We start from the raw sequence: 25,667 nt of genomic DNA, 5'->3' as shown, positions 1-25,667 counted from the left end.
AAACGTACAGTAAAATAAAAGTATAAACGTTTTCAATGTTTATTTTAGCACTATCGCCCACTAAAATCGACGAAGAAGCTGAAAAAATTTCACTATTGTATGAATACAAAAAAAAGATCGTGACTGCACGACGGCGGGACATTCATGATTTTAAGTAAACGCCGACCGACATTCATCTCCCGCTTATTTTGGACTGCACCCTGTACAAAGCGAAAGTGAAAGTCTCCTATTCGAAAATGATTGAACGCCTCTTGCCTGCGCAAACGTTTAGCGGTGGGAGATTCTTTGGAACAACCGCTCCACGACAGGCTTGCCAGCCAAGCCATCCTCGTGTGTCCCACGGTTCCGTTGTCTTACGAAGACAGCAAGCGAAATCCTTCTTTTTTTGGGCGGCGTTAGGGAACATCCTTGATGCTTCATCCCCCACTTACGCACGCGGAAATGGGAGCCTTCTCGGCTAGAGATGATAAAAAAGGCGCCCCGTTGCCGCTAGGACACCTTCTATTTTTTATGAAATCTTAAACTTCTCAACCAGTTGTTTCAACTGCCGGCTCATTTCGCTTAACGCATCCGCCGATTCGGTCACCGTCGAAAGCGCCTGCAACTGATCATCAGCCGAAGCAGCCACTTCTTCCGCCGCTGCCGCTGCTTGTTGGGCGATGGCGGCGATGTTTTGCATCGCTCCGACGACATCGTCTTTGCTCGCGTTCATCCGCTTTGCTTCCTCCATAATCCCAGCAAGCGCATCAGCCACTTGCTCCATCATGCCAGTGATTTTGACAAATGAATCGCCGGTCGTGTGCACCGCTTCCCGCTGTTCGTTGTACGCCTGCTTGGAGCGGCGGACCGCCTCCATCACCAGCCCGGCTTGCTGCTGGATGGCGGCGATCGTCGCGCGGATCATCTCCGTCGCTTTCGCGGATTGTTCGGCCAGCTTGCGCACTTCATCAGCGACAACGGCAAACCCTTTCCCATGCTCGCCAGCCCGCGCCGCCTCGATGCTGGCGTTTAACGCCAGCAAATTCGTCTGTCCGGAAATGGCCGTGATCGTTTGAATGACACCGTCAATTTCATCCATCTTTTTCACAAGGTCGCTAATGACATTTTCTACAGACTCGAGTTCATTTTTCGCTTCCTCCGATTTTTTCTGCAAAATGTTTAAATGCTCCAAGCCGTCGTAGCTCGCGGTTTTCGTTTCATCGGACAGCGACTCCATGCCAGCCGTCGCATTCGCAACCGCTTCGATTTGCTGCGACAGCGCTGTTGTCCGCTCATTGATCGTATCAAGGCTTCCTGCTTGATCGGTCGTTCCTTTGGCGATTTCGCTGATCGCTTTGGCCACTTGTTCGCTTGTCGCCATCGTTTCCTCTGAGACGGCGCTTAAATGATCAGCCGAGGCGGCCAGCTCGTTGACCGATCGGTTCACTTCGCCGATCAGCGCGCGCATATGATCGATCATCTCGTTAAAATGGCGGGCGAGGCGGCCAATCTCATCTTTGGCAGTGATGCGCGCGTGCACCGTCAAGTCGCCGCCCGCCGCCTTTTCGACTTGCTCTTGCAGCGCCACAATCGGCTTGGTGATTGAGCGCGCTAAGAAATAAACGACGACCAAAGCGACGATAAACGCAATCACCGTAATGACAAGCATGGTTGCTCCGAGCGAGCGGCTCATCGCGGATAAATTGCTTTCTCTATAGACAGCGCCGACTTTCCAGCCAAGCTCTGGAATCGTAGTGAAGTAAATCACCCGCCGTTCGCCGTCTTGCTCATATTCGTGCATTCCTTTTTCATGCTCGAGCATGTAGCGGACCGTCGCGTTTTTCGCCATGTTTTTCCCCTTGTATTGTGGGTGGACGACCGCCGTCCCCTTCGCGTCAAACAGCACCGGATAGCCGTTATAGCCGACGTCGCTCGCATTGACGATTCTTGTCACCGCATCGAGCGTCATATCGATGCCGATGACCGCAGCAATGCGGCCGTTTTCGCTCACCGCTTTGGCCAACGTCACAACGTGCTTGCCGGTAATCGCATCGACGTACGGTTCGGTCCACACCACTTCATCCGGCCGCTTCATCGCCGCTTTATACCACGGGCGGCTCGTCGGATCGTATCCGTCCGGGAGCTCTGTCATCGGCGATATATACATTTTCTTCTGCTCGGTGCCAATATAGATGAATTGCACATTCTCATGCAGGCGCAAAAACGTGCGGAACTGTTTCTCAAGCTGCAGCCACATTTTTTCATCTTGAACCATTTGCAAAGCCAACGGCGATTCACTGAATTGCACTAAGCTATTCTCCTCACTTTGAAAACTGTCGCGAATATCGCCGAGCAGTCCGTCAAGCGCCGTCTGCGCCCGCTGTTTCACGTCAGCATCCACCATCTTCCGCATTTGCACAACCCCAACGAGTTGTGTTGCTGCCAATGAAATCACTAACAATAAAGCCATCAAGACGATCAATTTGCTGCGCAATGTCCGGAACACTCTCTATTTCTCCCCTCTGTTTCCTCTTTTTGTCGAACCACGTCCATTATAATTATAAAAGGACAATCGTCCTGCGTCTATAGGATGAGCTTCTTATTCATACATAGAGAGCCGCGCCTGTGGGACATTAAACGTAGGCAGGTGAACCACAATGGGCGCGATTGAACATGAGGGCTATATATTTGAGATCGAATACAGCGTCTTGCTGCAAAAAGGGGCGCTGCACGTTTATCGCGACGGTGAATTGATTGAGGAAATTGAGTTTGCATTTTGCGGCGAAAAGCCCGATGAACAGCAAATTGAAGAGCTTGTGAGCGAGTATGTCGAGCAAAAAACCTCCGGCCGCTGTTAGTTGTCGGAGGCTTTTCTTGCCATTTTTTCACGTTTTCCGTTATGATGAGGGTAAAAAAGCAAGGGGGATCAGCATGTACGATAAACATTTATACACCCGTGGTGCTAGTTGAGCTTTAGCGCTCAACTAGCCCAAGTGTAACCAGGGAATAAGCTAACAATATACCGTCTAGTGCCACTTCAAATCCGATAATCGAATTGGCTCGGATCCCCGTGATGCGATAGTGGTCAACCAGAACCGAGAACACCGTCTCGATCACTTTGCGTTTTTGTTGGATCCACTGCTCCCATGTCTCAGACGCACGATGTTTCTGGTTTTTTCGAGACGGAGTCCAAAGCGCCATTTGGTATTCTTCGTACAGCCTTTTTTGCAAGTCACGGCTAATGAATCCTTTGTCCCCAAAGTTATACGGGTGGGGAATTTGGGTCATCACGCTTTCGGCTGCGATTCGATCGTGGCAAGATGCTTCCGTCACCACATATCCCATTGGCAGCCTTTGATCGGTCACTTGAAGGTGCAGCTTCAACCCGTAGTACCATTGCTTTTTGGAAGCGCAATACCCGATGTCGGCGATCTCTTGAAACCGTTTGACGCGATGCATTCTTGCCGTATGGCACAATGGGAGCGGCAAGCTGTCCACGACGGCATAGGCATGATGTTGGCCGCGTTTTGCTCACGACGGCGATCCATTTGATAGCGAAGCCAAGCGCCCGGCAGCGGCGGTTATACCGGGAACGTTCGAGAAACGAGCCGTTTGTGAACAAATTTCCCGTGACAAAACGATGCCATGCCCGTGAAGTAAAACCGAGCAGCTTTCCTAAAAGATGAATGGCGATGATGACAGCGTCCTCTTGCTTGACCAAATGGCGATTTCGACGATGAAGATGCACCTGAATGCATGAAAGTTGAGCAGAAACAAAAACGAAAATGGCGGCATATTGCTTTTGAATCTTTGCTTGATCTGTAGTAAAATGAAAGTGCTCTTGCATAGGGATCGGTACCGTCAAGAATTTTGTGTAATGTAAATGGGGTAGGGTTTCTCTGAAATGGATTTGAATTGATAGGGGACTGATTTTCTCCACACAGGAGACTGAATATTCAGTCTCCTGTGTGGAAAGGGAGAATCCCCCTATTTTGTTTATTTACAGTATTTGGTTAATGATAACGTTCTTCAAACATTCGCTCGAGGGCTTCCTGCGCTTCGGCAAATCCTCTTAACTTTCGCCCTGCCCATTTCTCATTAAAATCTTGAATGGTTAAATACACGACTTTTTCCGCGGCTTCTAAACTGCTCAAACTGTTCATCGGCTTTAGACGTTTCCGAATCTCTTTGATCGTTCGTTCGATGACATTCGTCGTGTAAATCACACTTCGAATACTGCTTGGATAATCCATAAATGTAAGGAGGACATCCAACTCATTGGCCCAAGATTGAACTTCTCTTGGATATTTGCTGGACCATTTCGACTCAAACTGTTGAAACATTTGTAACGCCATCTCCTTATTCGGCGCGCGATAAATCAGCTTGAGATCCTCGCCACTTCGAATTGGTCTTTTTTCCGAACACGGATGAGGGTGTTGCGGACTTTGTGCACGACACAGCGCTGCACATCGGCTTTCGGATACACCGACTTAAAGGCTTCCTCCAGCCCCGGAAGGCCATTGAAGACGCCAAGAAGCACTTCCTTGACGCCTCTTTGGTAGAGGTGTTGAAGAATTTCCTGCCATACATAGGCGCTTTCTTGTCCTCCCACAAAGAAATCAAGAATTTCGCGATATCCTTCTTCGTTCACCCCTAACACCACATAAATGACTTCTTTCTCCACGGTTTCGCGACGAAGTTTTACGTATAAACCATCCAAATATAAGACGGAATAACGCTTGTGCAGTGGACGAGTGTGCCATTTCTCGATGTCTTCCTTCACTACATCGGTAATACGGCTGATCGTTGCAGGAGAATAGGCATTGCCTAAAATTCGTTCAATAAACTTGCCAATTTCACGCGTACTCATGCCACTTTGATACATCCTGATGATGGCTTCCTCAAGCTAGCCGGTGTGCCGTTGGTAAGGAGCAAACAACTGTGTTTGAAATTCCCCGTTTCGGTCTCTTGGAACCAAAAGACCCTCAATCCGGCCATATTGCGTATCTAGATTTCGCTGATAGTAGCCGTTTCTCATATTCGGCGTTCCAGCCTGTTCGATTTCAAGGAAATGTTTGATTTCTTCCCGCATAATCAGTTCTAATTTTTCTTTTACAAACTGACGAATGGCATTTTCCAGTTGATTTGCCCAGTCTACATTCGGTATACTTTTAGACATAGGTAGGGTTCTCCTTTCTCTAAGATTTTTGGTCCAATCAGAGAATACCCTACCTTTTTTCTTTTGTTCTAGCAAAATGCTTTACACAAAATTTTATACATCATCCGGTAGGGAACCGGCTCATGTCCGTCCCGATTTCCGCTACAATTTGTTCCGCGCTTTGCCGCCCCACTCCCGGGATCGTATCGATGAGCTCCAGCGCTTCATGAAAAGGGCTCGTTCGTTCCTCGATTTCCCGATCCAACCGGGCAATCGCTTCATCTAAATACTCCACATGACGCCATTGCTCGGCCAGCATCATGCGTTGATGCGGCCCCATCACTCCTTTCAACGCGCGCCGGAGCTCTTCCGTTTTTTGTTTCAGCCGCCCTTTGGCGAGCTGGGCGAGGGCCGCCGGATCGTCTTTTCCTTCGATAAGGGCGCGAATGATGAGCCGGGCCGACATCCCGTTGATGTCGGATACGACCGAAGAAAGCTTGATATTGGCTCCTTCCAGCACTTTTTGGATGCGGTTGAGCTCCCGTGCCCGTTCCTCGATCAAACTGCGCCGATAACGGACCAGTTCCCGGAGCTCCCGCTGAGCTCGATGAGGGATGTAACTCCCTTTTAGCAATCCATGGCGAAGCAAGTCCGCTATCCATTCGGCATCTTTGACATCGGTCTTTCGCCCGGGAACCGCTTTGATGTGTTGGGCATTGACGACAAGCACTTCGATCGGCTCTGCTTCGAGGAGATTATACACTGGCTTCCAATATACGCCCGTCGACTCCATGGCAACGTGCGTCACCTTTTTTCTTTCAGCCAATCCACCAACTCCTCGAGATCGTCGGTCAGCGTACCAAACGTGCGAATCTCTTTTCCTTCAGGGGTAAGGGCGCAAGCCGTAATCGATTGCTTATGCACGTCCAATCCGCAACAGCGTTCATACAAGACGCGCATCGGTCTTCCTCCCTGCTTCGTTCTCAAAAACAGCTGGTGCAGCAGTCTTTGTTCAAGCATTCTATCCTGCGTGCTTCCCTCAAGGGAGCGACATTCCGTGGTGCACCAGACTACTGGGGTCCGTCTATATATCGGACTTTTACGTACCATAGATACAACGACCTCATGACCCCAGCTGCAAGGAGACCATTCGACAGAAGGTTGTTTTCATCCTCCCGATGGTGACGAAATTTTTTTGTCATGGGAGTCTATATAAAAAATTTGTAACTATTCAGCCACATCATAAAGTGAGCTGAATATTTTCTTCTTTCCTTGTCTATGATGTGAATACTGATAGACAAGGAGGTGAATCACATGTTGACGGTACAACAAGCTGTATTTACAGTTGAGAGCTTAATCGGCAAAGTCCAACAACAAAAGCAGCTCATTACTCACCAGCAACAAGTCATTGAGCAACTGTTGAAAGAAAACAAACAGCTACGCAAAGAAAATGAACAACTGAAGTACCGTGTTCAAGAGCTGGAAGCACGCACGAAAAAAAACAGCTCCAATAGCCATTTGCCCCCATCTTCTGACCGTTTTGAGAAAAAGCGTTCCTCCCGCGAGCCGTCTGGCAAAAAGCCTGGTGGGCAAGAGGGACATGAGGGGAAGACGCTCCGTCAAGTGGAACATCCACATCATCGCATCGTCCACCGTGTGCATACGTGTCAAGGATGTGGAGCTTCTTTGCGTGAAGTCAAACCGTTCAAAGTCGATATCCGTCAAGTGTTTGATGTCCCTCCTGTGGCGATCGAGGTGACACAACATGAACGTGAAGTGAAATCGTGTCCACATTGTCGATGCGTGCAACAAGCCGAATTCCCATCCCATGTCACGAATCATGTGCAATACGGTCCACGGCTCACGGCACTCGTTGTTTATTTACATCATATCCAATTGATCCCGTACAAGCGTTTAAGTGATACAATCGAAGCGTTATATCAACACTCGATTAGTACAGGAACCCTTGCCAATATGGTGAAACGAGGACGCGAAGCGCTGGAATCAAATATGGACATCATCGAAGACGCCTTACTTGAATCCAACATCCTGCATGTCGATGAAACGAGTTTGCGCATCAATGGGAAACTCGCATGGGTGCATGTCGCGTGTACATCGAGATATACATACTTGGCTCCTCACGCTTCTCGTGGAAAAAAAGCGACCGATGAGATCGGGATTCTTCCCCGATATGAAGGGACGATGATGCACGATGCGTTCGGTACGTATCCGAAATACACACATGCCACCCATGCCCTTTGTCATGTGTAAATTATCACTTTATTTCGGAACAAAAGAGACATTTTTTTGCACATTCCTTCAGAAAGCCCTCTCCCCTTTTCTGAAAGAATGTGCTAAATTTTTTGTGAATTATTTCGGAAGAGAAAATCCATCGGTTCATAGGAGGGGGAGGAGGACGTGATCCAATTTCATGACTTTGGCATTGACGTCCAAACGTATGCAGAGCGTGGAAAAGAAAACGACTTCCCTCTTCTGAAAAAGTGTCCGCATTGCCGGGCCAAGCGCCCGTTGCACCGCCACGGTTACTATGAGCGAAACGCATTGACCCCACATGGTGATTATCGCATTTGGATTGTCCGGTATCGCTGTCGGGAATGCTTGAAGACGGTGAGTGTGCTGCCTTCCTTTCTCCTCCCGTATTTTCAGTATACGTTGTCCGCCATATGGCAAGTCGTGAAAGAGCAGTTGGGATTGACCGAAAGGACGAACCAGGCTCCGTTTCTCCCGACAAAGGACGGCATCATCTTTTATGTCCGACGGTTCTACCGAAACCTATCAAGCCTTCACAGCTTTTTTGCGAGGCGGTGGAGGATCATAGGCCCTATCGTGAAAAAAGAAAAGGAACGGGCTTCTTGGTGGATCCAGACGTTAGAGGAACACGGTCTTGATTCGGCCATCAGAGAGATGTGGGAGGGCGGATTCCGACACCCTTTTGCGAATTAAATGGGATCCTGATTTTACATACATACCCTAAATTGGAAATAGTTTCGGTTCCCACAAACCTTTCCTATCGACGGAGAAAAAGCAATTCGGTACGATAAGGGCAGACGGACCGGAACGGTCCTGATTCCAAGTGAGACAAGGAGGAGATTTGAATGAATGAGTCGATGAGACACGACATTGCCCTGTTTCGGTACGGGCTAATCGCTCCGTTGGTGAATGGGCAGGTGGAACCGAAGACGTATCTGAAAGAGGTGAGCGAGCGAGTGCACCATGTTCCCCACCAGGGAGACAAACGAATCGCAGCCAAGACGATCCTCGATTGGTGCACCCGATACAAAAAAGGGGGCTTTGACGCCTTAAAGCCGAAGCGCCGTTCGGACCGCGGCCACTCAAGGCGTCTGTCGCCCGATGATGAGGATCATATTTTAGCCCTAAGAAAAGAACATCCCACCATGCCCGTGACGGTGTTCTACGAACACCTGATCGAGCAGGGGGAAATCCCAGAAAATCATACCTCTTACTTTACTATATACCGATTGTTGAAAAAACACAACCTGGTGGGAAAAGAAATCTTGCCGATGCCGGAGCGAAAGCGTTTTGCGTATGACCAGATCAATGAGCTATGGCAAGGGGACTTATCCCATGGACCCACGATTCGCGTCCATGGGAAAGCCCAGAAAACGTTTTTGATCGCCTATATCGATGACTGCTCGCGGTTTGTGCCGTACGCGCAGTTTTTCCCTTCGGAGAAGTTTGACGGGCTGCGGATCGTCACGAAGGAAGCGGTGCTTCGTTGCGGGAAGCCGAAACGCATTTACTCGGACAACGGGAAAATTTATCGGTCCGAGGTGCTGCAGTATGCGTGCGCCGAGATGGGGATTACACTCATCCACACCCAGCCGTATGACCCGCAAAGCAAGGGAAAAATCGAACGGTTCTTCCGCACCGTACAGACACGGTTTTATCCACTGTTGGAGCTGAATCCGCCGAAATCGCTTGACGAGTTGAACGAGCGTTTTTGGAAGTGGCTTGAAGAGGAGTATCATCGAAAACCGCACGCCTCACTGGACGGAAAAACGCCGCATGAGGTGTTTCAATCGCAAGTGCATCTCGTGTCGTTCATCGAAGATGGCGATTGGCTGGATGCGATTTTTCTGAAACGGGAGCACCGCAAGGTGAAAGCCGATGGCACAATCACCCTGAATAAACAGCTATACGAAGTGCCGCCTCGGTTCATTGGGCAATCGATTGAGCTCCGCTATGACGAACGAGGCGTCTATGTGTACGAAGAGGGCAAACGGGTGGCGGAAGCCATTCGGGTGCGTTTGGAGGACAATGCCTATGTAAAACGCCATCGGTCCCCGTTTGCGGCGATTCCGGCGAAGGAGGGAGAACACAGTGTATAAATCGTTTTACTCCCTTTCGCGGGAGCCGTTTGCGAAAGAAACAGACCCGTCCGAGGCGTATCAAGGGGCGTCATTTCAGGAAGCGTTGCGGGCGCTGGAGTACGTGAAACGAACCCGGGGGATCGGGCTGTTGATCGGAGAGCCGGGGGCGGGCAAGACGTTCGCCCTTCGGGCGCTGAAAGAGTCATTGAATCCATCATTGTATCATGTCGTCTACTTTCCGTTATCCACCGGAGGCGTGATGGATTTTTACCGTGGACTGGCCTTGGGATTAGGAGAGGAACCGAAGTACCGCAAGGTAGACCTCTTCCGCCAAATCCAGCAGGCGATCGAGCGATTGTATCATGAACGGCGGATCACGCCGGTGTTCATTTTGGATGAGATGCATTTAGCGAAGGATGCATTTTTACAGGACATCGCGATCTTGTTCAACTTTGAGATGGATTCGACCAACCCATTTGTCTTGATTTTGGCCGGGCTGCCCCATTTACAGGGGAAGCTGCGGCTCAATCAGCACCGCCCTCTCGACCAGCGGATCATCATGCGATACCGGATGGGGCCGCTGGAGAAGGAAGAGGTGGCGGGCTACATCGAACATCGGATGAAACAGGCCGGGGCGAAGCATCCGATCTTCACCCCATCGGCGTTAGAGGCGATTGCCCTGCAGTCGCGGGGATGGCCTCGGGTGATCAACACGTTGGCCACGACGTGCCTGTTATACGGGTATCAGCTGAAAAAGGACGCCATTGACGAAGAAGTGGTGCGCATGGCCGCAGAGGAAATGGGGTATTAGCACGAAAGGGGCCGAATCGGCCTCTTTTGTGCTTTCTCTTTTCCATAGGTCCATCAGGCGCGCTGGAAATCTTCATCTGAAAGAGCGTGCAAACGTTCCGAAAGAATGTGCAAAATCCGGAACAATCCGCAAAAATTTTGCACATTATTTCCGAATCCGCCTGAAATAATTTGAAAAAGGGATTCTGAAATAATGTGCTAGTTTACAGTCATGCCCACCATTTGCGTGAGTTAAAAGGATTCATCGAACAGGGGCATACGTGGGCGATGCGCATGACCACGTTTCTGTTAGCCGCCAAGCAAGCCGTCGAAGCCCATCACGGTGCACTTTCCGAAGAAGAAGCGAGACGGTGGGAACGAGTGTATGATCGCATCCTAGAAAGAGCACAACACCGATTAGAAACGATGACGCCTCTTCCGAAAAAAGCACTCGCTTTTGTTCGACGCCTTCAAAAACGAAAGGAAGAAGCGCTGCGTTTCTTACGTGAAGTACATGTTCCCTTTGACAACAACCAAGCCGAACGCGATCTTCGCATGGTCAAAGTCAAAGAGAACATTTCGGGTACGTTTCGCGAAGAAACATTCGCGCAGTCGTTTTGCATCGCAAGAAGCATCGTTTCCACACTGACGAAACACGAAAAAAACGTGTGGGATTCGTTATGTCTTCTGTTGGCAGGCGAAACGATCGATCGAGTTCTTTCCGCTACCTAGGGCATTTTCTATGACCGAAATGCCCTATTTGTGCTGGGCTTTTTTATACACTAGCACTGGGGTGAATAGTTACAAAAATTTTACAAGCGGACTGAAAAATATAAAATCGAATGAGTGAAAGAAACCATGATGCCCCATCGGAACCATTCGCTGAGGATTTGTTGCCGCATGAACCGGAAAAAGAAATAGAGGTTTCTTTAGCGCGGGGAGCAAAAAATCCTCGTCTTTAAACATGTGCAGGCGAAAGAAATGCGTCAAACGATGTTATTGACGGTTGTTTGTTATTATGTTTTTCAGTTGTTCCGTTATTTGACTTATATTAGAACAACTATTTCTGAAATTGCAACGGTGATTTTTTTAGTAAACGGTTACAAATAAAAATGTTGACATTTATTTTAACTTTTTCATCGATATGTTGAAAAATAGATGGGAAAGGCGTATGTTATATACTGTAGATGAGCAAATTCACTGACATAAATTGACAACTAAACAAAAAAGGAGACATGAACCGGACTCCTTGGGTAAAATAGATGTGTTCAAAACCCATTCACACAAGGAGGTTCATGTCTCATGAATAGATTAGCACATCACCAAGGAATCCACAAGTTTTTCTTCACGCTGGGGTTGACGCTGCAGCTTTCCAAACCGGTCATCAAGCATCTCATTCATATTGTCGATGCCTTGACCACCAAGGGATTCTCGGGAACATTGACTGATATTCATTACTGGAGCTTTCATCCGAATCATCGAACGACGCTCCGTCACTTTTTCACGAAAAGCCCTTGGAACGAGGAAAGGCTGCTTGGGAAGCTTCAAGAGTGGATCCTTTCCCAGGTCGAACGACTGGCCAAACGGAAGAATCAACCCCTTTTTGTTTCGATTGATGATACGATTTGCCAAAAAACAAAGCCTTCGTCACGGGCTGTGCACGCCATTCAAGGGTGCGACTGGCACTACTCGCATAAAGATCATCAATCGGTCTGGGGGCATTCGCTCGTTTGGCTGATGGTGCACACCTTCACGCAGGCGTTCCCATTTGCGTTCCGCCTGTATGACAAGAAAGCGGGAAAAAGCAAGATCGACCTGGCGATCGAGATGCTTTCCTCGCTCAAGGTGAAGCGGGCTCAGCCGGTGTATGTGCTCATGGATTCGTGGTATCCGTCCAAAAAGCTCATTGAAGCCTGCTTGAAACAGGGATTCCATGTCATCGCGATGCTCAAGACGAACCGGATTCTCTACCCGAAAGGCATCGCCATCCAAGCCAAGCAGTTCGCCCGCTATATCGAGTCCAAAGACACCCGCCTCGTCACGGTGGGGCAGGAGCGTTATCGCGTGTATCGCTATGAGGGGGCCATCCATGGCCTCGATGACGCGGTGGTGCTGCTGGCTTGGAAGGCGGATCAGCCGATGGCGCCGGAACATCTTCATTGCATCTTGAGCACCGACCGGGAACTCGGGGACGAAGACATCTTGCGTTACTACGCCCAGCGCTGGACGATCGAGTGCTTTTTCCGGCAGGCGAAAGATCAACTGAAGCTGGATGGATACCGCGTTCGCCACATTCGGGCGGTGAAACGGTATTGGGCGGTGGTGCTGCTCTCCTGCGTGTACAGCATCGCCGAATCCCGACAAAACCTCTCCACCGGGCTGGAGCTTCTTCGGTCGCGGAAAGACCACAGCGTCGTCGAGTTCATTTATGACGCTGCGAAGCAAGATATTCCCATTGATGTGATCAAAAAACAGCTCCGTATCGCGTAAGGGGTACCCTGTTTGTCTCTTAAGGCATGGGAATTATTGTAATGAAAAATGCTCATCTACAGTTATATATCGTAAATAATGTGAAAAAAATCACAAAGTAAATGAAAGAGAAGTGTCGGAGAGATGGAAGCAGTTCAAAAATGTAAAGAGTTAGCTTTAAAAAAACGCGCCATTCTAGATCGCTCTCTTGTTCAATATATGATGCGGGCTGCTTTGGCAGGGGTGTACATCGGATTTGCGCTTGTTCTTTGTTTTCGTGTAGGGGAATTTTTCCGTGAAGCGAATTCTCCTGCTACGTATTTAGTAAGCGGTATTTTTTTCGGAATCGCCTTAGTATTAATTATGTATGGTGAGGCAGAACTATTTACTGGCAATACGATGTATTTTACAATCAGCACCTTGCAAAAAGAAACGACAATCAAAGATATGTTGCGAAATTGGCTTGCATGTTATACCGGCAATTTATTAGGAGCTGTGTTTTTTGCTTTTCTTATTTCGCAATCCGGCGTTTTTGATCATATTTCACAAGATCACTTATTATTTCTTGTGGCGGAGAAAAAAATACACGCAACAACGATGCAGCTCTTTTTTAAAGGAATTCTCTGTAACTGGCTTGTTTGTTTAGCGATTTTTATTCCAATGCAAATGAAAGAGGATATGGCAAAAGTTTTTTCGATGATTCTTATTGTTTTTATCTTTTTTGCCTCTGGATACGAACACTCCATTGCCAATTTAGGCCTGTTTTCCCTTGCATTAGCCCTCCCTCATCCAGCGGCGATCGACCTAGCAGGAGTAATACATAACATTATTCCTGTTACACTAGGCAATATTGTCGGTGGCGCCTTATTTATGGGAGCATTGTATACGTATTTGACATCGCAAAACGAAGTTCACGTTTCAGACAAATAACCCATTGGATATTTGTTTCATAAAAAGAAAATATTAGGTTCATCACCAAAAGATGTACTTGACTTTTAAAGACAAACGTGATAGCAATGTTGCTCAAAGAGACGTGTGGTATAAAAAGGAAAAATGCTGTTTTGATTTTCTCTATCATAATCGTCTTTCTTTGTCAAGTACACTTTGTGGCGAAGAGCCAATTTTTTACAATTAGAGATTATATTACAATGAAACTATTTAATCAATGTTTTACTAAAAAATTTTTTGCATTAACCAATAATTTAGTCTAATCGAACTTATATTTATGAAACTTATTTCTGAAATGTGATTAACGAATCATTACTATATAGACTCCCATGACAAAAAAATTTCGTCACCATCGGGAGGATGAAAACAACCTTCTGTCGAATGGTCTCCTTGCAGCTGGGGTCATGAGGTCGTTGTATCTATGGTACGTAAAAGTCCGATATATAGACGGACCCCAGTAGTCTGGTTCACTACGGAATGTCGCTCCTTTGGAATCAAATTCCGAAGGCTAGGCGGGTTCCGTTTTTTTGTCTTAAATGGTGTTTTCAGGATAGACGGCGGTAACATCCTTCGCTTTTATCGGTTGTACGTCATTGCCTGCCGCCTCTAAAATAGAATAGGAAATCGAATATCCATTGTAATGGAACGTGGCGTATTCTCCATCGACCATCTTTTTATAAAAGTTTGTCTCCAAAATGGTATTCTCTGTTTCCTCCTCCCTGCCATCCATCATTTTCGACAGACAAAGTTCGACATGATTTTTCATTTTCTTCGGAAGCTTTTGCGAGTAAACCAATTTGTATGTGAAATGGAGAAAGAGTCCTAAACGAAGATTGCCAGTGGTTGCTTGCGATGGTGATCTTGATCACTTAGCGAAAGGCTGTAAACGATCGTTTTATTTGAACACCAAGCTACCCGCTTTCCGTGAAAATCCCGTCGGCAAGCGGTGATTTTCATCCCCGGGTCGAGGGCAAACTTGTCCATGGACCTTTCTTGGCGCTTTTTCTAGGTTTCGGTTATGATGAGGGTAAAACGAACGAAAGGGGGATCAGCATGTACGATAAACATTTATACGTCTTTGACGGCAACACCCCGCGCGAAGCGGTCATCCGCAACTATACGACAGACGACTTTGCTGATCTCATCCGCGTGCAGCAAGAAAGTTTAGAAGACGAAGAATCGCTCAACCATGCCGTGTTAATGGAATGGCGCAATCCTTTCAAGCAAAAACAAGGACACAATTGACAGAAACGAAAAAAAGGAATCACCCGCATCGGCCGCGAACTAAGAAAAGGAGAACGACCGACGGAAAGGAATCGCGGCCGATGAAATCGATTTTGTATAGTGATCCGCTTGCTCCTTTGCTTATTCGCAATGAATTGTTTTCCCTGCTGCCAGCGCACATTTCCCGTTTGACCGTCGTTTGCATCGGCAGCAACCGCATTAACGGCGACAGCTTAGGGTCGTTCGTCGGCACGCTGCTGGAAAACGCTTATCCGGATCATTTGACCGTCATCGGTAACTTAGAAAGCCTGTCGATGCAACGAACATCCGTCGTGTTTCCGAGCGGCTGCAACACGAGCGCGGAGCGTATGTGGTGGTAATCGACAGCATCGTCGGCCCGCAGCCGTTTGTCCATACGATCGCCATCCGCCCTGGCGCCCTTTCCCCTGGCACGGCGCTCGGCAAATCACTGCCACCGGTCGGAGACATCAGCGTCATGGGAGTCATGATGGAGGACACGGCCGATGTAAGCGCGCTTCCGTATACGAATTTGCACATCGCTATCGGCCTTTCGCTTACGGTCCGGCAGCGGTATGGCTATGAATCGTCGACGCCGCTGGTGGCATAACGCAAAACGAAAAAAGCGCGGCGAACGTAAACGTCGCCACGCTTTCATTCAGGCAAGTGAAAATGTTCGTTTGACAAACGACACGACTTCCTCAGCCGTGCCGAGCGACAACACCGTCTCTTTGATGCGAGCCGCCTCTTCTTTCGCCAATTGTTTCAACTGAGCGCGCGCCGGCAAAATCGAGGTGGCGCTCATGCTGAACTCATCAAGGCCAAGGGCAAGCAAAATCGGAATCGCGATCGGGTCGCCGGCCATTTCCCCGCACATCCCGACCCATTTTCCTTCGCGATGGGCGGCATCGATCACGTGGCTGATGAGCCGCAAAATCGCCGGGTTGTACGGCTGGTACAAATACGCAACCCGCTCATTCATCCGATCGGCCGCCATCGTATATTGGATCAGGTCGTTCGTTCCAATGCTGAAGAAATCGACTTCTTTCGCAAACTGGTCCGCCATGACGGCAGCTGCCGGGATTTCCACCATCATGCCGACTTCAATTCCATCCGCAACGGCAACCCCTTGGCGGAGGAGCGCCTCTTTTTCTTCAAGCAAAATGGCTTTCGCTTGGCGGAATTCATCGAGCGTCGCAATCATCGGGAACATGATTTTCAAATTGCCGTACACACTCGCCCGCAACAAGGCGCGCAGTTGCGTCCGAAACATGTCTTGCATCTCAAGGCAAAGGCGGATCGCCCGGAACCCTAAGAACGGATTCATTTCTTTCGGCAGCTGCAAATACGGCAGCTCTTTGTCGCCGCCAATGTCAAGCGTCCGCACAACGACCGGCTTGCCATTCATTTGTTCCAGCACCGTTTTGTAAGCCACAAACTGTTCGTCTTCCGTCGGCAGTTCCGAGCGTCCCATGTATAGAAATTCTGTGCGATACAATCCGATTCCTTCCGCTCCGTTCGCCAACGCTCCTTTCACATCGTCTGGCGTGCCGATGTTGGCAGCCAGCTCGACATGAATGCCGTCAGCCGTCACGGTCGCCTCGTGAACGAGTTTCGCCCATTCTGCCTTTTGCGCCTCGTAGCGGGCCCGTTTTTGTTCATATTGGGCGAGCAACTCCGGCGATGGATTGATGATTACTTGGCCGTCGAGCCCATCGACAATGACGATGTCGCCGTTTTTTACTTCCGCCGTCACCGTCTTCGTGCCGACGACGGCAGGGATTTCGAGCGAACGGGCCATAATTGCTGAATGCGACGTCCGCCCGCCGATGTCGGTGGCAAATCCTTTCACATATTGGCGGTTCAGCTGCGCCGTATCGGATGGCGTCAAGTCTTCCGCGATAATAACGACTTCCTCAGAAATGAGGCTCGGGTTCGAGATTGTGACGCCAAGCAGATGGGCGAGGACGCGCTTTGTCACATCGCGGATGTCGGCGGCCCGTTCTTTCATATATTCATTGTCCATCGCCTCGAACATCGAGATGAAAAACGAGGCGGTTTCATCGAGAGCGTACTCGGCATTGACGCGCTCCGTTTGGATTTTTTCTTTAATCGGGTTCAACAATTCTGGGTCGTCAAGCACAAGCAAGTGAGCGGCAAAAATGGCAGCTTTATCTTCGCCAAGCTTTTCCAAGGCATGCTGCTTGATGGCTTCCAGCTCTTCTTTCGCTTTCGCCACCGCCGCCTCAAACCGCGCTACTTCCGCTTCAACATCGGCAACAGCCCGTTTTTCGGCTGCCAAATCAGGGGTTTCTAAGCGGTATGCCTTCGCGATGGCAATACCGCTCGATGCAGCAATCCCATGGATCGTTTTTTCGCGGATTGCGTTTCCCATTATTCTGCAAGACCTTCTTTCGCCAACGTATCCGTTAACGCCGCCATTGCTTCCGCCGCATCGTCCCCTTCTGCCGTGATTTTGATCGTTGCCCCTTTCGGAATGCCTAACGACATGACGCCCATGATCGATTTTAAGTTCACTGTTTTGCCGTTGTACTCAAGCTGGATTTCGCTGTTGAATTTGCTCGCCGTTTGCACCAAAATCGTCGCCGGACGAGCGTGGATGCCGGAATCCGAAACGACTTTAAACGTTTTTTCTGCCATGTTCATCATTCCCCTTTTTTTCAATTTTTAATTTTTCCTTTGCCATCATATCAAATGCAGGGGCGGGATGGCAACGGAAAATGCTTGTCCCCGCCCCGCGGCGAATAAGCAGCTTAGCGGATCGTCACAACAGCGTCTTCTCCTCGAGCAACTGAGCCTTGCTTGTTGACGTGAACCGTTTCGCCGGCTTGGAGATTCGTGAAAATCACCGGTGTGACGATCGATGGGGCGTTCTGTTTGACATAATCAAGGTCGACGCGTAAAATCGGCTGTCCTTTTTTCACTTCGTCGCCTTCCTTCACAAGCGCTTCAAACCCTTGGCCGTTCAGCTTCACCGTATCGATGCCGACGTGGATCAACATTTCATGCCCGCCGGCCGACTGAATGCCAATGGCGTGCTTCGTCGGAAAGACGTTGATGATCTTCCCATCAACCGGAGAGACGACCGTGCCGTCCGTCGGCATGACTGCGAACCCATCGCCCATCATTTTTTGCGAAAACACTTGATCCGGCACTTCAGCGAGCGGAACGATTTCTCCGGACATCGGCGAAGCGATCGTTTCAGACTCCGCGGCTTCCGAAGCCGCTGTTTTCGGCTTTTCTTCTTCCGCCGCACGGGCCGGCGCTTTTCCTTGCATGATGTCTTGAATTTGCCCTTTTAACATATCCGATTTCGGACCGAAAATCGCTTGCACGTTGTTGCCGACTTCCAGCACCCCGGCAGCGCCAAGCGCCTTCAGGCGGTCTTTATCGACTTGGCTAATGTCATGGACCGACACGCGCAAACGTGTAATGCAGGCGTCCAAATGTTCGATGTTTTCCTTTCCGCCAAGAGCAGCGAGCACTTTATACGGTAGGTCGCCATCAGCGGCCGCCTCGGCTTTCGGTGCTTCCTCGACCGTTTTTTCCCGGCCTGGCGTCGCCAAATCCCATTTGCGGATCGCAAAGCGGAATCCGAAATAATAAATCACGGCCAACACCAAGCCGACCGGAATGACAAGCCACCATGCCGTCCGGTGTGGCAGAACGCCAAACAGCAAGAAGTCAATGACCCCGCCGGAGAACGTCATCCCGATTTTGACGTTCAACAAGTGCATGATCATAAACGACAAGCCGGCAAAGACGCAGTGAATGGCAAACAGCGCCGGGGCGACAAACAAGAACGAAAATTCGATCGGTTCGGTAATCCCGGTCAAAAACGATGTCAACGCGGCCGACCCCATGATGCCGGCCACAACTTTTTTGTTTTCCGGCCGCGCTTCATGGTAAATCGCAAGCGCCGCTGCCGGAAGGCCGAACATCATAAACGGAAACTTCCCGGTCATGAACGTGCCGGCCGTCAGTTCCACGCCGTCTTTCAGCTGCTCGAAAAAGATTTTTTGGTCGCCACGGACCACTTGCCCGGCTTTATTGACGTATTCGCCAAATTCAAACCAAAACGGTGCATAGAAAATGTGATGCAAGCCAAACGGAATCAACGCCCGTTCGATGACGCCGAAAATAAAGGCGGCCAACGTTTTGTTCGCCTCGATCATATTGTGCGAAAACGCATTGAGCCCGTGCTGAATCGGCGGCCAGATGAATGTCATGATAATGCCGAGCACGACCGCAGACGCCGCCGTCACGATCGGCACGAACCGCTTGCCGGCAAAAAAGCCGAGATATTGAGGCAGTTCGATATTGAAGTATTTGTTGTACATGTACGCGGCCAAAATCCCGACGATAATCCCGCCAAAAACGCCGGTTTGCAGCGTCGGGATGCCGAGAATGTTGGCATACGACGGGTCAGCGCGGACCATATCGGCCGTTACACCTAAGATGACGCTCATCGTCACGTTCATAATCAAGTAGCCGATGATCGCCGCCAAGCCTGCGACTCCGTCCCCGCCGGCAAGGCCGATCGCTACGCCGACCGCAAACAAGAGCGACAAGTTGGAGAAGACGATGCCGCCCGCTTGCTCCATCACGTTGGAGACGAGCACGATCCAATCGGCTTTTAATGCGGGAATTTTATCCGTGAGCGCCGGGTTTTTCAACGCATTGCCAAACGCCAGCAAAATCCCGGCCGCCGGCAAAATCGCCACCGGCAACATGAGCGCTTTCCCGACTTTTTGCAGCGTGCCAAACGCTCGCTTCATCTTCATAACCTCCTTTAGATTTCTTTATCTTAAGTTTTGCAGCAAACAGCCGATTCATGTATCGAAAATGGGGCGGACGCTTCCGAGGGGCATCGGCGCAATAAAAAAGGCATGACTAAAGAAAGGCAAAAAGAACGCTTACAACAGCGCACATACATTCGCAACTGTTGCCGCCTTATTTGCCCTCTTTACTCATGCCTGATCGAGTCAGTAACACGTAAAGCGAGACAACCTATGCGGTTGTATTGTTCTTTTTCTCCGCCAGCCGTTGCAAATGCAACGTCAAATAGACCGCCTCGGCATCGTCTGCCGGCAGATGAAGCGTTTGCTGCATGACCTTAACCAACTTCCATGCTAGATTATAGCACAATGGATACGCTTCTTTCAAGATTTTCGACAATTTTTTTGGTTCTTCGACTTTTTCACCTTTTTTCATCCGCTCAATCGCATAGCGCAAATGGCGGACGAAACGCAAATAATGAACGCTCTCGCGGTCGATGTCAACGCCAAGCTGTTGCTCGACGATCTTGACAAGGTCAGCAATGAGCTGGGAATATCGATTCGCTTCCGACACGCTTTGTTTCGAAATCGCGCTATGAATATGAAGAGCAATAAAGCCTGTCTCCCCTTCAGGCAGGGATACTCCGAGCTTTTGTTCAATCGTGCGGGCCACTTCATGGGCAATTTCATATTCCAACGGATACAAGCTTTTCGTCTCAGCCAAAAACGGGTTTTTGACGTCCAATCCTTGCTCAAGCCGCTTTAATGTAAAGGCGATATGGTCCGTCAGCGCCACATGGATGTGCTCGTCGAGCGGTGCGCCCACGCGTTGCTGAATATGTTGAACCACCTCGCTCATGAGGGCGATGAATTCTTCGCTCAATTCCGGAAGCAGCTTTTTGTATTGCTCTTGTTCGCGTTCGTTTTTGAGGACGAAACATTTTTCCACGGCACTTTCCGCAATTTCATCCCCCTTTTTTTTGCCGAAGCCGATCCCCTTGCCAAGCAGGACGACTTCACCATACTGGGAGTGGAAAGCGATTAAAACGTTGTTATTGAGCGCCTTTTCCACACGGAACGACTGCTCCATCGGGCCCCCTCCTTTCCGTTCCGCCTGTCCGCCGTTCATCCACGTGACTAATTATAAATCGGAAAGCCGTCCTTCTCAATGAAAAAAAGATGGAGGTTTTTTGGATGGGAGGCTGTTCTTCTTTCCATACTATAGAGGGCGATGCCGTGAAGGGGGATTCGCATGCCATACATTTCCATCAACAGCCGCGTCCGTCTCTATTATGAAGAAAAAGGGAACGGAACACCGCTATTGTTCATCCATCCCCCTGGGATGGGGCATGTCGTTTTTTGCCGCCAAAAGCCGCTCGCCCGCGATTTTCGCCTCATTTTATACGACATGCGCGGCAACGGGCGAAGCAGTCCGTCGGATGGACCGATTACGGTGCCGCTGCTCGCCGATGACGTCTCGGTGTTGCTTCGCTCCCTCGGCATCGGGCGCGCGATCATTTGCGGCGACTCCAGCGGCGGGTCGGTCGCACTTGATTTCGCCCTTCGCTATCCACAGCATGTAAAGCAACTTATTTTGATTGGCGGATTTCCTGAAGTGTGTACCCCGCTGCTGTGGGGTGAGTTTTGGCTTGGCATTTCCGCCGCCAAACTCAGAGCCATCCCACTGCTCTCCTTGGCACTCGCCCTCGGGCACGGAACAAACCAGCGCGAGCGGCGGCTGTTGAGGCGATACGCCCAGATGGCCAACAAGCGGGATTTAGAGGCCGCGTATCGGGCTGGGCTCGTCTACCGCTGCACGGAGCAGCTCTCCTCCCTGCGCCTGCCGGTGTCGCTCATTTACGGAGCGCGCGACCGTTACATTCATTTCTATATAAGTTGAATTAAAGATTTACAACTGAACACACAAACGATCGATCGTTTGTTCTGGTTTCTGGTTGATTCGCTGAATAAAGGCTTGGACATTCTTTCTAATTTCTTGCACACTCGAATAGAACACGTTGTAAATCACGTCTGATTTCAGCCATTTCCATAGCCCTTCAATCAAGTTCAATTGCGGACTGTATGGTGGCAAAAAGACGAGCTCTAACCGATCTTCGTGTTCTTTTAAAAATGGCTGAATGAGTTTGGCATGGTGAATTCGAGCGTTATCTAAAATCATCACTATTTTGCCTGTGGGATAGCGTTCTAACACAAGTTGAAGAAATCGAAGAAATGTTTCCGCGTCATAGCGTTCTTCTTCGATGCAAAACACTTCCCCTGTTTCGTAGTTCAACGTGCCAATCAGCTTCAGCCCTTGATGTTTTCCAAACGTCGGAATGATTCGTTGTTTTCCTTTGACAAACCATGTTTTTTGAATCGCTTGGTAATCACGAATCATCGACTCATCTTGAAAGAGGACATGGGCGATGTTTCCATCTACCAGTTTTTTTTACTTCAGGGAAGGTGATTTCGACGAATTCTTTTTGTTTCTCTTCATCGGCATTGGCTAGTGTATAGGTCGGTTTCGTATAGCTTAGCCCTAACCGATGCAGAATGTCACTTGTTCCGCGAAGCGTGTATGTTGGCCCCCACTTTTGTTGAATGAGTTCAGCGATTATCGCAAGCGTCCAATTATATTTTGCTTCGAATCCCACATCTACGGGGAGCTGATGTTCAATGATCAAAGCCAGCTCTTTTTCCTGCTCAGGGGTCAATCGACGTGGGGCGCCAGGTGAGTATTTCATCTCCAGTCCATCAAGACCGCGCTGGGCGTAGGCATGAATATAGTTATAAATAGTTTTCTTGGATCGACCAATAATCGTTGCGATTTCTCCTTTGGTATATCCCTGCAAATGAAGATAAATCGCTTGGTAGCGTTCATATGCTCGTTTACTTTTTGCTTCTTTCATGGCAGTGGACAACTTTTCGATCTCGTCTTTGTGATTTGGCATCATATTTTCTCTCCGTTCCCCTATTTTCTCTTTTATTTATTCGCCGTGGAACGGGAGAAAACCTTTATTTCAATTTATATATATCACCATATTTCGCCGCTATGTGCCGCATGCTGGTGTTGTGTTGATCGACCAGGCCCGCCATCAAATTCCGACCAAACATAGCGAGGAGATGAACCTCCCCCACTTACGCCTGTAGGCGTTGAAGTGGGGGTTTCTTGCCTTTTTCTTTCCGGGTGTTTCACGATACACCGGGTTTCCCGTGTATCTCGTGACCAAGCACGGAAACACAACAGAAAGAAATAGCAAGCAACATCATGCCAAAGCATGAAGGGTGGGAACTCACCATCTACTACTTCTCGCTTACGCGATCCGTAGATACTTGTGGTTCGTTATTTTCATCGGTCGGAATTCTCCATATAAGTGTTTTGTAAGAATATTGCATGCCGAATGGACATCCCGATGCTGAGAATAACCACAAGCACAAATAAAATTTCTAGAAGAAGGTTTTTTCTTCTTCCCGCAAACAGGACATGTTTGCGTGGTATACGATTCATCCACTTTTTCAAAAGTGATGCCTTTAGCTTCTAGTTTGTATTTCAAATAGTCGTAGAGTTTGCCAAAACACCAGTTCGATAATTTTTGGTTCACCAATTTGGATCGCTTTTTCTTTTTGTTGCGCTGGACGCCTTCGACATCGCCTATCATGAAATGTTTGACGTTTTGTTCCAAACACCAATCGACCAATTGTTTGGTCGTTTTATGCAAGCAGTCTTTTAATTGCGCTTCGCTTTTCGATAAAATATATTGCTTCGCGCGGTTATATTTTTTCCATTTACGCGAACCTTTTTTACATTTGGACATCTTTTTTTGCAGTTCTGCTATTTTTTTATTTCGAAGGCGATGAATGCTTCTTATTTTCCTACCGGTGATGATGATGCTGCTTCCGTTTTCGCTGACGGCACTAATGGCGTGAATTTCGCCAGGATCACCGGCAGCGATAGTTCCTTCTTTTTTAGTAGTTGGTTGTTCACCGTTTTCATAACTGAGGCAAAGCATGAGTTTCCAATGTTTCGCATCAAAAATGAGTTCGATTTCTTTGACAGTGCCGTTTGGAATTTGTTCTTTATCGATTTTCACTACAATAGGAGGTTGGTTTTTTCTTTCCCAGCGACCCATTTTCAGTTCAATGGTCCCATTTGGGTGAATGATAAATCCGTTATTTGCCCATTTCGTGTTGAAATATTTTTTCTGTTTGTACGGATATTTGTTATCTAGCCCTTTTTGTTTGGCTTTTTTGGCGCTGTCTCTGGCGTTCAAATATTTATGGCATACGGCTTGAATGCTTTGGCTATGGATCGGGTATTTGCCCTTCGTTTGTTTTTGAAGTTCGGTTTGGTTGATCCATTTTCCATTATTCTTTAATGCATAGTTTTTGGCAATGACTAAACAGTCATTCCAAATTTGAGCCGATATTCGGTTGCATTCGAATAATCGATCGATATCTTTTTTTGATGTTTGAAAAGGTATTTTGACCGTTCGATACATCCTTTCACCTCCTTACTTATAATATAAAATATGAATAATCGAAAATCTATCAGGCGTGTTGATTATCCAATAAAATCCAAAGGGTATAGAAAAAAGAGCACCTTTCCTGTAGAATGTGAGTAGCAACACAAACAAACCCAGGAGGTGCTCTCTATGAACAAGCATACCACACTCCCGAATTTGATGCAAAAACTTGTTTCGGATGAAGAGATTCAACTGATTGCCGAAGCGGTTGGGTATCGTGATTCGTCTCGAACCTTTACGTTGCGCGAGTTGATTCACTTCTTCCTGCTGGCCGCCATGCATCAATGGAAAAGCTTTCGCCACGGAGCCGATGTGGGGCCTCTGTATGGATTGCCGCGATTCCATTATTCAACTGTATCCAAGAAAGCGAAAGAAGTTCCCTATGACATCATGAAACGCTTGTTGGCGTTGATCATTTCCAAGTGCAACCGCCAAACCCGCCGTTCGCTTCGGTTTCCCAAACCGCTTCGGGTGGTGGATTCGACGACCGTCACGGTCGGGAAAAACCGCCTCCCATGGGCGCCGTATCACGGCGAACGCGCCGGAGTGAAGCTGCACGTCGCGTATTCGCCGGAATCCTCGTTGCCGGCAGACGTGGTGGAAACCATCGGACTGCGTCATGATGGCCCGGTGGGAGAACAGTTGACGAACGCTCAACAAGTGCTCGTGGAAGACCGGGCGTATTTCAAAATCGAACGCCTCGATCGATTTGTGGAGCAGCATCAGCTCTTTGTCATTCGGATGAAGGACAACATCGAACTTCATCAGAAAAAAAGCTTGAACCGCCTTTCCAGCACATCCTCATCGGTTCAAACCGACTTCACGTGCCAGTTGGGGACGAAACAATGCCGCTCCACCAAGCGTCACCGGGTGGTGATCTTTCGAGATGCGAATGGCCGCGACATTCGGGTCGTGACGAACCTCTTCCATGCGTCTGCGGAAACCATTGCCGACATGTACCAACAACGTTGGGCTGTTGAGGTCTTTTTCCGTTGGGTGAAGCAATATCTGAATGTCCCGACCTTGTTTGGCACGACGGAAAATGCGGTATACAACCAACTGTTTGCGGCGTTCATCGCGTATGTGTTGCTGCGATGGCTGTATGATCAAACCAAAAAACAGACGAACGTCTCTCTTTCCTTCATTTCGTTCGTTCGCCGTTTTTTCTCTGGGCAGCTTCCTCTCGATTGGAAATCCGGGATGGCCGCTGCTTTGTTTGAGTATGCCCAAATTTATGGAAGGCGTATGTATAATTTTGGATAATCAACACTCGTGAAAATCTATATTCTTTTTTCATCGATTCTCCCATTTTTTTACTTTTTTTGATCAAAAGTAAAAAGGGTCTTCACCATTTTCTGTGATTTTCACTCAATCCCAGAAACATGTTAGCTGGATGAAATAGGTTCAT

The 25,667-nt window shown here is 48.7% G+C and carries 17 protein-coding genes and 6 pseudogenes; 12 read left to right on the top strand and 11 right to left on the bottom strand.

Annotation, left to right across the window (positions count from 1 at the left end; translation table 11 throughout):
- Positions 1–508: 508 nt before the first annotated feature.
- A complete protein-coding gene (locus tag NSQ51_RS04940) occupies positions 509–2,485 on the bottom strand; it encodes a methyl-accepting chemotaxis protein (RefSeq protein ID WP_049625283.1) in 1,977 nt (658 codons plus the stop codon).
- Positions 2,486–2,636: 151 nt separating this feature from the next.
- Here NSQ51_RS04940 and NSQ51_RS04935 point away from each other — a divergent pair, with 151 nt between their 5' ends.
- Positions 2,637–2,837 (top strand): YbxH family protein, encoded by a 201-nt coding sequence (locus NSQ51_RS04935; RefSeq protein ID WP_049625284.1) that lies wholly within the window; start codon positions 2,637–2,639, stop codon positions 2,835–2,837.
- Between the two features lie 115 nt (positions 2,838–2,952).
- On the opposite strand, the pseudogene NSQ51_RS04930 reads toward NSQ51_RS04935, so the two are convergent.
- The 3 pseudogenes from NSQ51_RS04930 to NSQ51_RS04920 form a co-directional block, all read right to left on the bottom strand.
- Positions 2,953–3,826: pseudogene (locus NSQ51_RS04930) on the bottom strand (IS982 family transposase).
- A 166-nt stretch (positions 3,827–3,992) separates the two neighbouring features.
- Positions 3,993–5,158: pseudogene (locus NSQ51_RS04925) on the bottom strand (IS256 family transposase).
- A 106-nt stretch (positions 5,159–5,264) separates the two neighbouring features.
- A pseudogene (locus NSQ51_RS04920) lies at positions 5,265–6,097 on the bottom strand (IS110 family transposase); the annotation flags it as partial.
- Positions 6,098–6,451: 354 nt separating this feature from the next.
- On the opposite strand from NSQ51_RS04920, the pseudogene NSQ51_RS04915 reads away from it, so the two are divergent.
- From NSQ51_RS04915 to NSQ51_RS04885, 7 genes and pseudogenes are all read left to right on the top strand, one after another.
- A pseudogene (locus NSQ51_RS04915) lies at positions 6,452–7,402 on the top strand (IS66-like element ISGst1 family transposase); the annotation flags it as partial.
- Between the two features lie 153 nt (positions 7,403–7,555).
- Positions 7,556–8,101, top strand: a complete 546-nt coding sequence (locus tag NSQ51_RS04910; RefSeq protein WP_033011705.1) for a DUF6431 domain-containing protein — start codon at positions 7,556–7,558, stop codon at positions 8,099–8,101.
- Between the two features lie 152 nt (positions 8,102–8,253).
- Complete coding sequence (locus NSQ51_RS04905; RefSeq protein WP_342462740.1) at positions 8,254–9,507, top strand: IS481 family transposase; 1,254 nt, start codon at positions 8,254–8,256, stop codon at positions 9,505–9,507.
- Positions 9,500–10,300 (top strand): AAA family ATPase, encoded by an 801-nt coding sequence (locus NSQ51_RS04900; RefSeq protein WP_064213564.1) that lies wholly within the window; start codon positions 9,500–9,502, stop codon positions 10,298–10,300. The genes NSQ51_RS04905 and NSQ51_RS04900 overlap by 8 nt, the downstream gene beginning before the upstream one ends.
- 209 nt (positions 10,301–10,509) lie before the next feature.
- Positions 10,510–11,010 (top strand): annotated as a pseudogene (locus tag NSQ51_RS04895) (transposase); the annotation flags it as partial.
- A gap of 570 nt (positions 11,011–11,580) precedes the next feature.
- Positions 11,581–12,768: an IS701 family transposase gene (locus NSQ51_RS04890; protein ID WP_033015014.1), complete on the top strand. Its 1,188-nt coding sequence runs from the start codon at positions 11,581–11,583 to the stop codon at positions 12,766–12,768.
- A gap of 123 nt (positions 12,769–12,891) precedes the next feature.
- Positions 12,892–13,677 carry a formate/nitrite transporter family protein gene (locus NSQ51_RS04885; protein WP_033017461.1) on the top strand — a complete coding sequence of 262 codons (786 nt, stop codon included), beginning with the start codon at positions 12,892–12,894 and terminating at the stop codon, positions 13,675–13,677.
- 550 nt (positions 13,678–14,227) lie between these two features.
- Here NSQ51_RS04885 and NSQ51_RS04880 read toward each other — a convergent pair.
- Entirely contained in the window at positions 14,228–14,461 is a 234-nt protein-coding gene (locus NSQ51_RS04880) for a hypothetical protein (protein ID WP_121650170.1), read from the bottom strand.
- A 287-nt stretch (positions 14,462–14,748) separates the two neighbouring features.
- Here NSQ51_RS04880 and NSQ51_RS04875 point away from each other — a divergent pair, with 287 nt between their 5' ends.
- Together NSQ51_RS04875 and yyaC are read left to right on the top strand one after the other, a co-directional pair.
- Positions 14,749–14,940 (top strand): hypothetical protein, encoded by a 192-nt coding sequence (locus NSQ51_RS04875; protein WP_033017367.1) that lies wholly within the window; start codon positions 14,749–14,751, stop codon positions 14,938–14,940.
- Positions 14,941–15,020: 80 nt separating this feature from the next.
- Positions 15,021–15,547 (top strand): annotated as a pseudogene (gene yyaC / locus NSQ51_RS04870) (spore protease YyaC).
- Positions 15,548–15,595: 48 nt separating this feature from the next.
- Here the strand turns inward: yyaC and ptsP are convergent.
- The 4 genes from ptsP to NSQ51_RS04850 all read right to left on the bottom strand — a co-directional run bounded on the left by ptsP (position 15,596) and on the right by NSQ51_RS04850 (position 20,826).
- Positions 15,596–17,332 carry a phosphoenolpyruvate--protein phosphotransferase gene (ptsP, locus tag NSQ51_RS04865; protein ID WP_033017366.1) on the bottom strand — a complete coding sequence of 579 codons (1,737 nt, stop codon included), beginning with the start codon at positions 17,330–17,332 and terminating at the stop codon, positions 15,596–15,598.
- On the bottom strand, positions 17,332–17,598 hold the full coding sequence (locus NSQ51_RS04860) for a phosphocarrier protein HPr (RefSeq protein ID WP_033017364.1): 267 nt from the start codon (positions 17,596–17,598) through the stop codon (positions 17,332–17,334). Before NSQ51_RS04860 ends, ptsP begins: the two co-directional genes overlap by 1 nt.
- Before the next feature lie 113 nt (positions 17,599–17,711).
- Positions 17,712–19,736, bottom strand: a complete 2,025-nt coding sequence (ptsG, locus tag NSQ51_RS04855; RefSeq protein ID WP_033017363.1) for a glucose-specific PTS transporter subunit IIBC — start codon at positions 19,734–19,736, stop codon at positions 17,712–17,714.
- 232 nt (positions 19,737–19,968) lie between these two features.
- Positions 19,969–20,826, bottom strand: a complete 858-nt coding sequence (locus NSQ51_RS04850) for a transcription antiterminator (RefSeq protein WP_121650169.1) — start codon at positions 20,824–20,826, stop codon at positions 19,969–19,971.
- Between the two features lie 162 nt (positions 20,827–20,988).
- On the opposite strand from NSQ51_RS04850, the gene NSQ51_RS04845 reads away from it, so the two are divergent.
- Positions 20,989–21,636, top strand: coding sequence for an alpha/beta hydrolase (locus NSQ51_RS04845; RefSeq protein WP_049625454.1), 648 nt, complete (start codon positions 20,989–20,991; stop codon positions 21,634–21,636).
- A gap of 9 nt (positions 21,637–21,645) precedes the next feature.
- On the opposite strand, the gene NSQ51_RS04840 is transcribed toward NSQ51_RS04845, so the two are convergent.
- Both NSQ51_RS04840 and NSQ51_RS04835 read right to left on the bottom strand, forming a co-directional pair.
- A protein-coding gene (locus NSQ51_RS04840; protein WP_015374552.1) for an IS630-like element ISBs2 family transposase occupies positions 21,646–22,690 on the bottom strand; the annotation gives its coding sequence in 2 pieces (ribosomal slippage) (positions 21,646–22,185 and positions 22,187–22,690; 1,044 coding nt in all).
- A gap of 360 nt (positions 22,691–23,050) precedes the next feature.
- Positions 23,051–24,235, bottom strand: a complete 1,185-nt coding sequence (locus NSQ51_RS04835) for an RNA-guided endonuclease TnpB family protein (RefSeq protein WP_033017188.1) — start codon at positions 24,233–24,235, stop codon at positions 23,051–23,053.
- Between the two features lie 153 nt (positions 24,236–24,388).
- Here NSQ51_RS04835 and NSQ51_RS04830 point away from each other — a divergent pair, with 153 nt between their 5' ends.
- The gene (locus tag NSQ51_RS04830) at positions 24,389–25,522 is read left to right on the top strand and encodes an IS4-like element IS5377 family transposase (protein WP_342462739.1); all 1,134 of its coding nucleotides are present in this window, start codon (positions 24,389–24,391) and stop codon (positions 25,520–25,522) included.
- Positions 25,523–25,667 lie beyond the last annotated feature (145 nt).

It is taken from the genome of Geobacillus sp. FSL K6-0789, from assembly GCF_038593135.1.
Taxonomy (GTDB): Bacteria; Bacillota; Bacilli; order Bacillales; family Anoxybacillaceae; genus Geobacillus; species Geobacillus stearothermophilus.
Note: the sequence above shows the minus strand (reverse complement) of the source record. Positions and strands in the feature narration are given on the sequence as shown.